We start from the raw sequence: 13,591 nt of genomic DNA on the forward strand, positions 1-13,591 counted from the left end.
CCAAGATGGCATTGACGGCGGATGTCGCGCCGAGCGGCGATCAGAATGTGGATGCTCTGCTGATGAAGACCCGCTGGGATGCACCGGGCCTCAGCTACAGTTTTCCCGCAAGCTCCGTCTTCTACGGTCAGAATTATGGCGGCAACGAACCGCGCAATGGTTTTGCTCCTCTCAACGAGGCGCAGAGTGCAGCAGCGCGGCAAGCCTTTGCGATGATCGCCTCTGTGGCTAATCTCAACTTCACGGAGATCCATGAGGACACGGTCAGGCAGCCCGAACTAAGGCTCGCAGGCGCCGACATTCCGGGTTCCGCTTGGGCGTATGCCCCGGGTTCTATCAGCATCAATGGCGATGCCTGGTTCAGGGCATCGTCGAGTGCATTCGCCGACATGCGACCTGGCGGCTACGGCTTCTATGTCTTCATGCATGAGATCGGCCATTCCGTCGGCTTGAAACATGGACACGACGTGAACGTGTTCGGGCCCATGACAGCAGACCGGGACTCGATGGAGTTTTCGATCATGACCTACCGCTCCTATGTGGGAGCCTCGGGCAGGATGATGGAAAACGAGCCCTGGGGTTATGCCCAGTCGCTCATGATGTACGACATCGCCGCCCTGCAGCACATGTATGGCGCAAACTACACGACCCATGCCGGCAACACCGTCTACAGGTGGGATGCTATGACGGGCCAAGCGTCGATTGACGGCGTCGCACAGGGCAGCCCCATCGGCAATCGTATTCTCATGACCGTGTGGGACGGCGGCGGCAACGACACCTACGATTTCTCGAACTACGCGGTGAGGCTCACCATAGACCTGCGTCCCGGCTCGTGGACGAGCCTCGACACGGCGCAGATCGCCCAGCTTGGTTACGACCGCCCCGCTCGCGGCAATATAGCCAACAGCTTGCTCCATGACGGGGACCTGCGCTCCATAATCGAGAATGCTCTCGGGGGCTCAGGCAATGACCTTATGATGGGAAACCTCGTGCGGAACGTCCTGAAAGGCGGAAGCGGCAATGACCGCCTCTACGGTTTCGAGGGTAACGACGTTCTGACGGGAGGACGGGGGAGGGACGCGTTCGTCTTCGACACCTCTCCGAGCAAGGCCAACGCCGACCGGATTTCCGATTTTTCGGTCCGAGACGACACGATCTATTTCGATAACGTGGTGTTCACGAAGCTGCCTAAGCCGGGAAAGCTCCCGGCTTCTGCCTTCTGGACCGGGGCGAAGGCCCATGATCGGTCGGACCGCGTCATCTATGACAAGAACAGTGGCGCGCTTTATTACGATCAGGACGGGACGGGCAAGGCAACCAAGGCCTTGGTTGCCTGGCTGGACAAGAAGCTCAAGATCACGGCCGACGACTTCCGGATCATCTGAGAAGTTGGAGGGCGCCGCCGCTTTATGAACCAAACTTTCAGGAGTTGGCTGCTTTATTAGGCCAGGGAAGGTGCGGCAGCAGGCCATTGGCTGCCGATTTGACTTCCCGGTGGGTTTGGGGGACACCACCGCCTTTGCGGGAAAATCCCGCCCCGAATGGTGTCCGCACAAGGCATGTCATCGATGGACGGTTCCGTCGCCCAGCAGAATCTATCCCTGCGCCGCTTTTCCGCCGCGCAACTGGCGAGTTTCGTGGAGCGCAGCCATGCCCGGCTCTGCGCCGTTCTCGTGCTGCTGTCGCTGGCCTGCTTTCTGCCGGGCTTTACATCCCTCCAGCCCATGGATCGGGACGAGCCGCGCTACGCCCAAGCCTCCAAGCAGATGCTGGAAAGCCATGATTTCGTGGATGTCCGCTTCCAGGATGAGGCCCGCTATAAGAAGCCCGTGGGCATCTACTGGATGCAGAGCGCAACCGTTACCATAGGTGAGGTCCTCGGCGTGTCCGAGGCGCGCACCACGATAGCGCTTTATCGACTGCCGTCCCTCTTCGGCGCCATTGCCACGGTTCTTCTGACCTACTGGGCTGCCTTGGCCTTCTTCGGCCGGCGAGGGGCCTTCCTGACGGCTGCACTGATGGCCACCTGCGTCATCCTCATGGTGGAGGCGCGCCTCGCCAAGACGGATGCCATGCTCACGGCCTGCTCCGTGGCAGTCATGGGTGGCCTGGCTCGCGCCTATCTAAGCCGGGGCGCGGGAGTCCTGCCGCGCCGGGCCTTGCTGATCTTTTGGGCTGGCTTTGCCCTCGGCATCCTTATCAAGGGGCCGCTGATCTTGATGTTCGCAGGCCTCACAGCGGGCATTCTCTCCTATAAGGAGCGCTCGAGCCGCTGGCTGCTCACCTTGCGGCCATGGATCGGGCTGGGATTCACATTGGCAGTGGTTCTGCCCTGGTTCATTGCCATTGCCATCAAGAGCGGCGGCGCTTTCTATTCTCAGGCGGTCGGCCACGACATGCTCGGGAAGGTCGGTACAGCCCAGAAATATCATTGGGCCCCGCCCGGCTTCTACCTGCTGTCCTTCTTCGCCACCTTCTGGCCCGGCGCAATCCTGGCCGCGATTGCGGTTCCTTTTGCCTGGATACACCGTAAGGAAGAGCCGGTCGCCTTCGCGCTTGCCTGGATTGTTCCATCCTGGCTCGTCTTCGAGGCTGTGCCGACTAAATTACCGCATTACACCATGCCGCTCTTCCCGGCTGTGGCGATCCTGACAGTTATGGCCATATCCCGCCACTTCGTAGGACCGCACCGCCCCTTGGCGAAGCTGTCGACGGTGCTCATCCCCTTTATTCCGCTGGGGCTCACCGTGGGGCTCTCGGCAGTGAATTGGTCTTTCGACGGCACTCTCCCTTATCGGGCGCTTCCGGCGCTGGTGGCGGCTTCCGTAGTCGCGCTTTATGCCTGGTGGCTGTTCATTCGTAACCGGATGCTGAGCTGCCTCTGGGCGGGGTTCATTTCGTCTGTGTTCCTCGCCATAGGCGTGTTCGGCTTCGCGCAGCTCGATCTGCGATCCCTCAAGATTTCCGACCGGCTAGCCGAGACGGTGAAGAACTTCCCGTCCGGTACAGTCAGCGTCGGCACCCTCGGCTATCGTGAGCCGAGCCTTGTCTTCCTCACGAGCACCAATCTCCGGATGCTCGATACGGGGAGCGATGCTTCTTCCTTCCTGAAGAACAATTCCTGCGCCATCGTCTTCGTCGACAGGCGCTTCGAGACCGATTTCCGTATGGAGAATGAGCGCCTTGGTCTGGCTCCTGCACTCTCGACCCGGATCTCAGGTTTCAATATCAACAGCGGGCGGCGTGTCGACATCGGCGTCTATTCCGATGATTCAGGCTGTCCGTAATTTCCTCAAGAGGTGGCCTGTAAGGGCCCTTGATCGATGAACGACTTAAACCCGGTTCCGCGTCTCAGCGTCGTGGTGCCCGTCAAGAACGAAGCCTTGAACATCCTGCCCCTTGTGGAGGAAATCGAGCGCGCCTGCGCGCCGTTTGCCCCATTCGAGGTGATCTACGTGGATGACGGCTCCACCGATGACACCGTCGAGCGGGTGCTTGCCGCTCGCGCCACGCGGCCCTGGCTTCGTCTTATGCGTCATGAGGCGAGCTGCGGGCAGAGCGCCGCCGTGCGCAGCGGTGTTCATGCCGCGCGGGCCCCGATCATCGCCACCCTCGACGGCGACGGGCAGAACGATCCGGCCTTCATTCCGCAAATGGTGGCGGCGCTCGATGACCCAGATGTTGGCATCGTTGCGGGGCAGCGCCTTGGACGCAAAGGTGCCGCCAAACGCTGGCAGTCGAAAATCGCCAATGGCGTGCGCGGACGGGTCTTGAAGGACGGGACCCGGGACACCGGCTGCGGGCTGAAGGTCTTCCGCCGGGACGTCTATCTACGCCTGCCGTATTTCGACGCCTTGCACCGTTTCATGCCAGCTCTCGTGAAGCGCGAAGGCTATCGCATCGCGCATGTGGATGTGGTCGACCGTCCGCGCCATGCGGGACAGTCCAAGTATGGGCTGTTCGACCGCTTGTGGGTCGGCATTCTTGATCTCGCGGGTGTATGGTGGCTGATCCGCCGTCGCCGCCGCGCGCCTGTTGCCCAAGAAATTCTCTGACGGAACCCCTCTGATGCTGATGCGCCTGTCACACGATATCGGGTTGTATTTCTACGATATCGTCATTGCCCGCTTCGACCTCTGGGCCGCTTTCGGCGTGCTGGCGCAGTTCGTTTTCGGCGCACGCTTCATCGTGCAATGGATCGCCAGCGAGAAAGCCGAAAAGAGCGTCATTCCGATGGGCTTTTGGGTCCTGTCCATTGTGGGGGGGCTCATGACCATGGTCTATGGTTTCGTGCGGCGAGACATCGTCATTATCCTGCCCCAGGTGCTGTCGATCTTCATCTATGTCCGCAACCTCATGCTGATTGCGAAAGAGGCGAAGAAAGCCAAAGCCGAAGCCGAAATGCAGACCTAGTCGGTTTCCCGCAGGCGCTTGAACCCCTCGTCGAGATCGCGCTTCAGGTCCTCGACATCCTCGAGTCCGATATGGAAGCGCAAGGCATGGCCGCCTGGTGCCCATTGGGTGGCCGTCCGGTAGGTTGCGCAGTTGAATGGGATCACGAGACTCTCGAAGCCGCCCCAGGAATAGCCCATCCCGAAGAGCGACAACCCGTCGAGCATGGCAGCGAGCGCCTTGTCGGAACATGGCTTGAGGATGACCGAGAACAGGCCGGACGAGCCCTTGAAATCCCGCTTCCAGATCTCATGGCCCTTGTATGTCGGGAGGGCCGGATGGCGCACCTCGGCGACCTCGGGACGATCGACCAGCCAATGAGCCATCTCCAGGGCCTGCTTCTCATGCTCCCGCAAGCGAAGGGCCATGGTACGCAGCCCTCGCAGACCGAGGAACACGTCTTCCGGGCCGGGGCATGAGGCAACGGCCTCGTAAGCGGCGCGCAGGTCCTTGAAGCAGCGCTCGTTGGCCGAGACGAGGCCGAGCAGCAGGTCCGATCCGCCGCTGAGATACTTGGTGCCGGCCTCAATGGCGATGTCGACGCCGCGCTCGTGAGGTGGGAAGAGCAGGGGAGTCGCCCAGGTATTGTCCATGAGCACGACGGCCCCATGCCGGTGCGCGACCTCGGCGATGGCCGGGATGTCCTGCATCTCAAGCGATTGTGATCCTGGAGCTTCCGTGAAGACAGCAGCCGTGTTGGGGCGCATGAGAGATTCGATTCCCGCCCCGATTGACGGATCGTAATAGGTGGTTTCCACACCAAATTTCTTGAGCATCCCGTTACAGAACTGCCGTGTCGGCAGATAGACCGAATCTGTCATCAGCAGGTGGTCGCCGGCCTTCAGGCAGGACATGAGGGCCAGAGTGACAGCAGCAAGGCCCGATGGCGCAAGCACGGTCCCGGCGGCTCCGGTGATCTCCGTCCAGGCTCGTTCCAGCGCTTCCGTGGTGGGAGTCCCCTTCGTTCCATAGGAATAGCGCCCACGCCGGTGCAGCAGGTCGTCCGCATTCTGGTACAGGACCGTCGATCCGCGATAGATCGGCGTGTTCACGAAACCATGCTGTTCAAAGGGTTCGCGGCCTGCATAGATGAGGCGGGTGCGGGCTGCGAGATCGGTCGGCTTGGAGGGAGGCTTGGACATCGGCTCAGGGCTCTCTGGATGGGGCTTGATCTGAAGCTCCGGCGCACCCGCCGTCAAGCCTCTGGGGAAAAAGCGTTCCATCAACACTTGACCAGTGATCAATCATGGAATGTGATGGATCCCGATGCCGTCATCGACCGATGCGGCGTGGAACGGTCTGACCGTGGCTCGGCTGGGGGAATAAAAGAACAGACGAGCCGAATGGAACTATTGGGAGAATATACCAGCATGAAAAAGGCTCTCATCTCGATTGCCTTCGGCCTGACGGCGAGCTTGCTCGCAACGGGCGCTTCCGCACAGGCAACCCTGAACAGCGTGAAGCAGAAGGGCTTCCTGACTTGCGGCTCGAACACCGGCCTCGCCGGCTTCGGCCTTCCGGACGCCCAGGGCAACTGGACCGGCCTCGACGTCGACCTCTGCCGCGCCATCGCTGCGGCCATCTTCGACGATCCGACCAAGGTGCGCTTCATCCCGCTCGCTGCCAAGGACCGCTTCACCGCGCTCCAGTCGGGCGAAGTGGACGTGCTGTCCCGTAACTCGACGGCGACCATGTCGCGCGACACGCAGCTCGGCCTCGACTTCCCGGCCATCAACTACTACGACGGCCAGGGCTTCATGGTCCGCAAGAAGCTCGGCGTTTCCTCCGCTAAGGAGCTGAACGGCGCTTCGATCTGCACGCAGCAGGGCACCACCACCGAACTCAACCTCGCCGACTACTTCCGTGCCAACAACATGAAGTACGAAGTCGTGGCTTTCGCGACCTCGGACGAAACCTTCAAGGCTTACGACGCCGGCCGCTGCGACGCGTTCACCACCGACGCATCGGGCCTCTACGCCGAGCGTCTTCGCGCTTCGGCTCCGGACGACCATATCGTTCTGCCGGAGATCATCTCGAAGGAGCCGCTTGGCCCGGCAGTCCGTCACGGCGACAACCAGTGGGGCGATATCGTCCGCTGGACGCACAACGCCATGCTGAATGCTGAAGAGCTCGGCGTCACCAAGGCAAATGTCGACCAGATGAAGACCTCCGACAACCCGGAGATCAAGCGTCTGCTCGGCACCGAGGGCAAGTTCGGTGAGGCCGTCGGCCTGACGAACGACTGGGCCGTCCGCATCATCAAGCACGTGGGCAACTACGGCGAAGTGTTCGAGAAGAACGTCGGCGAAGGCTCGCGCCTGAAGATCAAGCGCGGTCAGAACGCTCTCTGGACGAAGGGCGGCCTGCAGTACGGCATTCCGGTTCGTTAATCGGATCATTTGAAGACTGGGAGCGCCCGGAAACCGGGCGCTCCTTTATAACGATAAAAACTGCCGCTCGTTCATGGCAGCGACAATTGCATGAACACGGGGGAGGACGGCCTCAATAAACCAGCCGTCAGAGGATTCAGTTCAGTGCAGACCGTTGTCAGCCAGACATCGCCACCCAAAAAGTCGTTTTTATACGACCCGAAGGTCCGAGGCATTTTCTACCAGGTCCTTCTCGTCGCCATCGTCAGCTACCTTTTCTATGTGGCTGCCACCAACGCCATCGAGAACCTGCAGCGGGCGAAGATCGCCTCCGGGTTCGGCTTTCTTGAAAATACTGCCGGTTTCGATATCAGCCAGTCGCTGATCCAGTTCAGCGCGGCGGGATCGACCTACGGCGATGCCTTTATCGTCGGCTTGCTCAACACGCTCATCGTGTCGGCCATCGGCATCTTCTTCACGACGATCCTCGGATTCCTGATCGGCATTGCCCGCTTGTCCAAGAACTGGATGGTGGCGAAGGTCGCCATGGTCTATGTCGAGGTCCTGCGCAATGTTCCGCTGCTCGTGCAGCTGCTGTTCTGGTACATTGCGGTTCTGGGATCGCTGCCGCATCCCCGCGACTCGATCAACATGGGAGCGGGCTTCTATCTGAACGCGCGCGGCCTATTCATGCCCAGCCCGGTCTATGCTTCGGACATCTGGGCGATCCCGGCCGCACTGCTGATCGGCCTTATCGGCACCTTCCTCTATCGCCGCTGGGCCAAGGCCAAGCAGGAAAAAACCGGCGAGCAGTCGCCCGTTGGGCTCGTGACCCTCGGCCTCGTGCTCGGCCTGCCGATCCTGACCTGGGTCGTGCTCGCCATCGTCGGAGCCAATCCGATCAGTTTCGAGCTGCCGCGTAAGGGCACCTTCAACCTGACGGGCGGCATGCAGATCCTGCCTGAATTCGTGGCGCTGTTGCTTGGCCTCACCACCTATACGGCGGCCTTCATTGCCGAGGTGGTCCGCGCCGGCATCCTGGCCGTTTCGAAGGGGCAGACGGAAGCGGCTGGCTCACTCGGGCTCAAGCCGGGTCAGATACTTCGCCTCGTTGTCATCCCGCAGGCGATGCGCGTCATCGTTCCCCCGTTGACGAGCCAATATCTCAATCTGACGAAGAACTCCTCGCTGGCCGTGGCCATTGGCTATCCTGATCTCGTGCAGGTTTTCATGGGCACCGTGCTCAACCAGACGGGTCAGGCCATCGAAGTCATCGTCATCACCATGGGCGTGTACCTCACGATCAGCCTCGTGACCTCGGCCGTGATGAACATCTACAACCGCCGTGTGGCGATCGTCGAACGATAGGAATTACGATGAGCACCGCCGTCGATATGCCTCGTTTCGTCCGCGCCCAGCAGGTGGAGGCCCTGCCTCCTCCGAGCCTGACGCGCGGCCCCATCGCCTGGGTCAGGGAAAACCTGTTCTCGGGCCCCTTCAACACCGTGCTGACCCTTGTGGTGTTCTACCTCCTCTATGTCAGCGTTCCTCCGCTGGTGAAGTTCCTCTTCATCGATGCGGTCTGGAGCGGCACGGACCGTGCCGTCTGCCGCGCCGACATGGGCGGCAGCGAGAGCGGGGCCTGCTGGGCCTTCATTCGCGACAAGATCAACTATTTCACCTACGGCTCCTACACCGTCTCCGAGCGCTGGAGGGTCAACATCTTCTTCGCCCTTCTGGCGATCGGTGTGGTCTGGTTGTTGTGGCTGAAGGCGCCGCGGCGCGATCTGGGAGCCGTCTATTTCTTCTGGCTGTTCCCGATTGCTTCTTACATCCTGCTGACGGGCGGCAATGCCACCTTCAGCGGACGCTTCTGGCTTGGCTTCCTGATCTTCGGCGCTCTGGTGATCGCGTTCTTCGCCTTCGTCGCTGCGATCCTTAAAGTCTCCCTGCGCCCAGCCCTGATCATCGGCGGCGGCATCGTCGGCGTTGTCGGCGTCACGCTCGCCTTGGTGGATATGGATTTCGGTCTGGCTCACGTGCCGACGTCCCTCTGGGGCGGCATTCTCGTGACGCTGCTTGTGGCGACGGTGGGCATCGTGTTCTCGCTGCCCTTTGGCATCGTGCTTGCGCTCGGACGACGCTCCAAGCTGCCCATCGTGCGGATGGCCTCGGTGATCTTCATCGAGTTCGTGCGCGGCGTGCCGCTCATCACAGTGCTCATCATGGCTAACACCATGCTGCCGCTCTTCCTGCCGGGCGACATCACGGTGGATCGCCTGCTGCGGCCTCTCATCGGCACGGCGCTCTTTGCCTCCGCCTACATGGCAGAGGTCGTTCGCGGTGGCCTTCAGGCCATGCCGAAGGGGCAGTATGAGGGCGCGATGTCCCTGGGCCTCAACTATCCGCAGATGATGATCCTCATCATCCTGCCGCAGGCCCTGCGCATCGTGATCCCGGGCATCGTGAACACCTTCATCGGCCTGTTCAAGGACACGTCCCTCGTGGCGATCGTGGGTATCTTCGATCTCGTGAAGACCATCGAGGCTTCACGCATCGATCCCAACTGGGCCGCCCCCAGCATCGGTCTCACGGGCTACGCCTTCGCAGCCCTGTTCTATTTCATCTTCTGCTTCGGCATGTCGCGTTACTCGCTCGGTGTGGAGCGGCGCCTCGCCTCAGGTCAGAAACGCTAAATTCATGGCAACGACAATGACAGCACAAACCGTTCAGACCGCCGTAATCGACCCGAAGGCCGAATCCGCCATCCAGCTGATCGACGTGCACAAGTGGTATGGCGAGTTCCATGTCCTGCGTGACATCAATCTCAATGTGCGACGCAGCGAGCGCATCGTGATCTGCGGACCTTCAGGTTCCGGCAAGTCCACGATGATCCGCTGCATCAACCGCCTCGAAGAGCACCAGAAAGGGCGCATCATCGTTGACGGTACGGAGCTCACGAACGACCTCAAGCGCATTGACGAAGTGCGCAAGGACGTCGGCATGGTGTTCCAGCACTTCAACCTCTTCCCGCATCTCACGATCCTCGAGAACTGCACGCTCGCGCCGATCTGGGTGAAGAAGATGCCCAAGAAGGAGGCGGAAGAGGTCGCCATGCACTACCTGACTCGGGTGAAGATCCCCGAGCAGGCGAACAAGTATCCCGGCCAGCTCTCCGGTGGTCAGCAGCAGCGCGTGGCGATTGCCCGTTCGCTCTGCATGAGCCCCAAGATCATGCTCTTCGATGAGCCGACCTCCGCGCTCGACCCGGAGATGGTGAAGGAGGTGCTCGACACCATGGTCGGCCTCGCGGAAGAGGGCATGACCATGCTCTGCGTCACTCACGAAATGGGCTTCGCCCGCCAGGTCGCCGACCGGGTGATCTTCATGGATTACGGGCAGATCGTGGAAATGAACACGCCCGACGAGTTCTTCAAGAACCCGCAGCACGAGCGCACGAAGCTCTTCCTGTCCCAGATCCTGCACTAAGCGGACTGACAGACACGCAAAAGGCCCCGGAGATTTCCGGGGCCTTTTCGTTTCATGGGTGCGTATCAGGCTTTCTTCGGGGATCCCGTTCCAAGCGGCAGATCTTCACGCGCTCCCCATTCGGCCCAGGCCCCGTCGTAGATCGCTTTCATCGGATGCCCCGCGACTTCAAGGGCAACCCCCACAATGGCGGCCGAGACGCCCGAGCCGCAGGTGGTGATCACGGGCTTCTCGGGATCGATGCCCGCTTCCTTCAGGGCCTGCTCGATCCCTGCCTTGTCCTTCAGCTTGCCGTCCTCGATGATCGCGCTGAAGGGAAGGTTGAGGCTGCCGGGAATGTGGCCGGAACGAAGCCCCGGGCGTGGCTCAGGCGCTTCGCCGCGGAAGCGGTCCGCAGGACGGGCGTCGACCACCTGTGCGTCCTGTGTGCGAAGCGCGTCCTGAACGGCTGCGGCATCCACGACGGCGTTCGGGTTGAAGGATGGCTTGAAGATCTTCGGTTCCCGTTTTCGCTCCGGGCCTGTCTCGATAGGGCGTCCGCCCGCCTTCCATGCCGGAAAGCCGCCCTCGAGGATCGAGACGCTTCTTGCGCCGAAAGCCTGGAAGGTCCAGCGGACGCGCGGCGCGGAGAAAAGCCCCGCGCCATCGTAGACGACGATGGCGGTGTTCTCGTCGATGCCCATATCGCCGGCGATCTTCGCAAATGCTTCCGGGGTCGGCAGCATATGGGGCAGGGAGGACGAGGTGTCCTTCACCTTGTCAATGTCGAAGCGCAGCGCGCCGGGGATGTGACCGGCGAGGAATTCCGCATCCGGATCGCGGTTCTGCGTCGGCAGATACCAGGAGCCGTCGATGATCACGACGTTCGGATCGTCCAGATGCTCCTGCAACCGTTCGGGCGAGACGAAAAGCTGGGTCATGAGCGTGCTCCTGATGATCTATGTCTTGAAAGATAGGGTTATCAGTCGACGAGGGACAGGCGAACGCGCCGGTTCTGCTTGCCCTTCTTCTCGATGTCGGTAATCGCGACTTGGCCGATCTCGCCTGTGCGTCGCACATGGGTGCCGCCGCAGGGCTGAAGATCGATTCCCTCGATCTCAACCAGCCGAACCCGGCCCGATCCGCGTGGCGGCTTCACGGACATGGTTTTCACGAGGCCGGGATTGGCATCGAGTTCCTCATCCGTGATCCAACGATCCGAGACCGGAGCATCGCGTGCAATCAGTGCGTTGAGCTTGTCGGTCAGTTCGGCCTTGTCGAGGCCGGCATCTGGAATGTCGAAATCGAGCCGTCCGTCGCCGTCGCCGATCGCGCCGCCCGTCACAGGGTAGGGCAACACAACACTCAACAGATGCAGAGCCGTGTGAACTCGCATGAGCTTGAAACGCCGTTCCCAATCGAGCTGCAGCTCCACGCTCTCGCCGGGAGTAAAGGTCGCGGCTTCTTCCGTTCCGACGAGATGGACGATCTGTGACCGATCGGAGCCATACACCGTATTCGTGACTTCAATTCTGTCTCCATTGGAACGCACGATGGCACCCACGTCGCCAGGCTGGCCGCCGCCTTGGGCGTAGAACACGGTGCGCTCGAGAATGACGCCGCCTTCCGGGGTGATGGCAAGAACAATCGCCTTGCAGGAGCGGGCATAGGCATCGTCACGAAACAGGAGAGCTGTAGCTGTCATGGTCATTCCGAAAGGGCGGGGCAGATGCAGTTCTGCGCGAGAAACCCCGATGCTGACGGCAAGCAGCACTACGGGTCAAGTTCCTTGCTGGAGATGGTGTTCCGCAGGCTGCGGAAAGCTGCAAGTGCACGCTCCCGCGCCGGGCCATGGGGGACGACAGGATTGGGATAAGTTTTGCCGAGTTCCACGCCGGCGCTCTTCAGAACGGAAACGGGCGCCTCCCAGGGCTTGTGGATGAAGGCGTTGGGAAGGCCGGAGAGTTCCGGCACATAGGTGCGTACATACGCGCCGTCCGGATCGAATTTCTCGCCCTGCGTGACTGGATTGAAGATACGATAAAAGGGTGCGGAATCCGGCCCCGATCCGGCGATCCACTGCCAGCTGAAGGCATTGTTCGCGGGATCGGCATCCACCAGCGTATCCCAGAACCACGCCTCGCCCTGTCGCCAGTCGATGAGCAGGTGCTTTACCAGGAAGGATGCCACGATCATCCTGACCCGGTTGTGCATCCATCCCGTGCGCCAGAGCTGACGCATGCCCGCATCCACGATGGGATAGCCTGTGCGGCCTTTCCGCCAGGCGCTCAGGGTTCTTGAATCGTCTTCCCATGGAAAATTTTCGAACCGTGGAGCGTGAGATTTTTCCGGCAGGTGTGGATAAGTATGCAAAAGCTGATGGGTGAAATCCCGCCAAATCACCTCGCTCAGATATTTTTGCGCGTCCTGGGACAAATCGGGCCGCTCGCCGACGAGGTGTGTGACTGCGTGCCAGACCTGGCGCGGGCTGATCTCGCCGAATCTGAGGTGCGGCGACAGGCGTGATGTGGCGTCCTGTGCAGGTAGATCCCGCCCCAGGGCGTAGCCGTGCAAATTGCTCTCAAGAAAATTTCGCAGTCTTCGCTGAGCGTTTTGTTCCCCGGGCTTCCATATGGGGGCGAACTCGGAGGCCCAATCGGGATTCGTCGGTCGCAGGCCCAGATCGTCGATATCAATGTGAAGACGTGCGAGCTCTTCAGGCCATGGCCCCCCGGGAATCATTTTCGGAGCCGGGGCGGGCGCTGCAACAGGGCGCGCCATGACGGCTCTGAGATAGGGCGTGAAGACCTGAAAATGCTTGCCGGCTTGGTTGAGCACCTGCCAGGGCTCGTTCAGAAGTCGCCCGCTGAAGCTCTGCACCTTGAGGCCACGGTCTGTCAGGCGCGCCTTGATCGTTGAATCGAGGGCGATTTCGGCAGCCCCGTAACGGCGATTCCAGAAGATCGCAGACGCCCCCGTAATCGATGCCACGGTTTCAAGAGCGTTCAGGGCGGGCGCTTTCAGCAGGAGAAGGCGGGAGCCCACCTCATGCAACGATTCGTCCAATGCCAGGAGCGAGCCGTGAAGCCACCAACGGGCAGCGCCACCCATGTGCCGCAGCCCATCTGCCGATTCTTCCAGGATCGCCAGGCACAAAACCGGCGCGCCTGTTTCTACAGCGGCAGAAAGCGCAGGGTTATCGGTCAGGCGGTAATCGTCTCGAAACCAGACCAGGACAGGGGCGGGCACGCGCAATTCTCCTAGGAACGCTGCCGAGCTATGCAGCATGAAAACGCCTAGGC

Annotated in this window: 12 protein-coding genes; 8 read left to right on the plus strand and 4 right to left on the minus strand. The window is 61.1% G+C overall.

The window, feature by feature from the left end; genetic code table 11:
- Nucleotides 1-5: 5 nt before the first annotated feature.
- The 4 genes from BLP10_RS19205 (at nucleotide 6) to BLP10_RS19220 (ending at nucleotide 4,413) form a co-directional block, all read left to right on the plus strand.
- Nucleotides 6-1,385 carry a M10 family metallopeptidase gene (locus BLP10_RS19205; protein WP_091138291.1) on the plus strand — a complete coding sequence of 460 codons (1,380 nt, stop codon included), beginning with the start codon at nucleotides 6-8 and terminating at the stop codon, nucleotides 1,383-1,385.
- A gap of 183 nt (nucleotides 1,386-1,568) precedes the next feature.
- On the plus strand, nucleotides 1,569-3,287 hold the full coding sequence (locus BLP10_RS19210; RefSeq protein WP_091138490.1) for an ArnT family glycosyltransferase: 1,719 nt from the start codon (nucleotides 1,569-1,571) through the stop codon (nucleotides 3,285-3,287).
- A 36-nt stretch (nucleotides 3,288-3,323) separates the two neighbouring features.
- The gene (locus BLP10_RS19215; RefSeq protein WP_091138293.1) at nucleotides 3,324-4,055 is read left to right on the plus strand and encodes a glycosyltransferase family 2 protein; all 732 of its coding nucleotides are present in this window, start codon (nucleotides 3,324-3,326) and stop codon (nucleotides 4,053-4,055) included.
- 13 nt (nucleotides 4,056-4,068) lie between these two features.
- Entirely contained in the window at nucleotides 4,069-4,413 is a 345-nt protein-coding gene (locus tag BLP10_RS19220) for a lipid-A-disaccharide synthase N-terminal domain-containing protein (RefSeq protein ID WP_091138295.1), read from the plus strand.
- Here BLP10_RS19220 and metC read toward each other — a convergent pair.
- Nucleotides 4,410-5,594, minus strand: a complete 1,185-nt coding sequence (gene metC, locus BLP10_RS19225; RefSeq protein ID WP_091138492.1) for a cystathionine beta-lyase — start codon at nucleotides 5,592-5,594, stop codon at nucleotides 4,410-4,412. The genes BLP10_RS19220 and metC overlap by 4 nt on opposite strands.
- A gap of 228 nt (nucleotides 5,595-5,822) precedes the next feature.
- On the opposite strand from metC, the gene BLP10_RS19230 reads away from it, so the two are divergent.
- From BLP10_RS19230 to BLP10_RS19245, 4 genes are all read left to right on the plus strand, one after another.
- Complete coding sequence (locus BLP10_RS19230; protein ID WP_091138299.1) at nucleotides 5,823-6,842, plus strand: amino acid ABC transporter substrate-binding protein; 1,020 nt, start codon at nucleotides 5,823-5,825, stop codon at nucleotides 6,840-6,842.
- A gap of 144 nt (nucleotides 6,843-6,986) precedes the next feature.
- The gene (locus tag BLP10_RS19235) at nucleotides 6,987-8,189 is read left to right on the plus strand and encodes an amino acid ABC transporter permease (protein WP_244510709.1); all 1,203 of its coding nucleotides are present in this window, start codon (nucleotides 6,987-6,989) and stop codon (nucleotides 8,187-8,189) included.
- Between the two features lie 8 nt (nucleotides 8,190-8,197).
- Entirely contained in the window at nucleotides 8,198-9,517 is a 1,320-nt protein-coding gene (locus BLP10_RS19240; RefSeq protein ID WP_091138303.1) for an amino acid ABC transporter permease, read from the plus strand.
- Between the two features lie 16 nt (nucleotides 9,518-9,533).
- A complete protein-coding gene (locus tag BLP10_RS19245) occupies nucleotides 9,534-10,310 on the plus strand; it encodes an amino acid ABC transporter ATP-binding protein (protein WP_091138306.1) in 777 nt (258 codons plus the stop codon).
- A 65-nt stretch (nucleotides 10,311-10,375) separates the two neighbouring features.
- Here BLP10_RS19245 and sseA read toward each other — a convergent pair whose 3' ends face one another.
- The 3 genes from sseA to BLP10_RS19260 all read right to left on the minus strand — a co-directional run bounded on the left by sseA (nucleotide 10,376) and on the right by BLP10_RS19260 (nucleotide 13,577).
- Entirely contained in the window at nucleotides 10,376-11,230 is an 855-nt protein-coding gene (gene sseA, locus BLP10_RS19250) for a 3-mercaptopyruvate sulfurtransferase (protein ID WP_091138308.1), read from the minus strand.
- Nucleotides 11,231-11,271: 41 nt separating this feature from the next.
- Nucleotides 11,272-11,994, minus strand: coding sequence for an alanyl-tRNA editing protein (locus tag BLP10_RS19255; RefSeq protein WP_091138494.1), 723 nt, complete (start codon nucleotides 11,992-11,994; stop codon nucleotides 11,272-11,274).
- 68 nt (nucleotides 11,995-12,062) lie between these two features.
- The gene (locus tag BLP10_RS19260; protein ID WP_091138310.1) at nucleotides 12,063-13,577 is read right to left on the minus strand and encodes a cryptochrome/photolyase family protein; all 1,515 of its coding nucleotides are present in this window, start codon (nucleotides 13,575-13,577) and stop codon (nucleotides 12,063-12,065) included.
- Nucleotides 13,578-13,591 lie beyond the last annotated feature (14 nt).

It is taken from the genome of Microvirga guangxiensis (genome assembly GCF_900102135.1).
GTDB lineage: Bacteria > Pseudomonadota > Alphaproteobacteria > Rhizobiales > Beijerinckiaceae > Microvirga > Microvirga guangxiensis.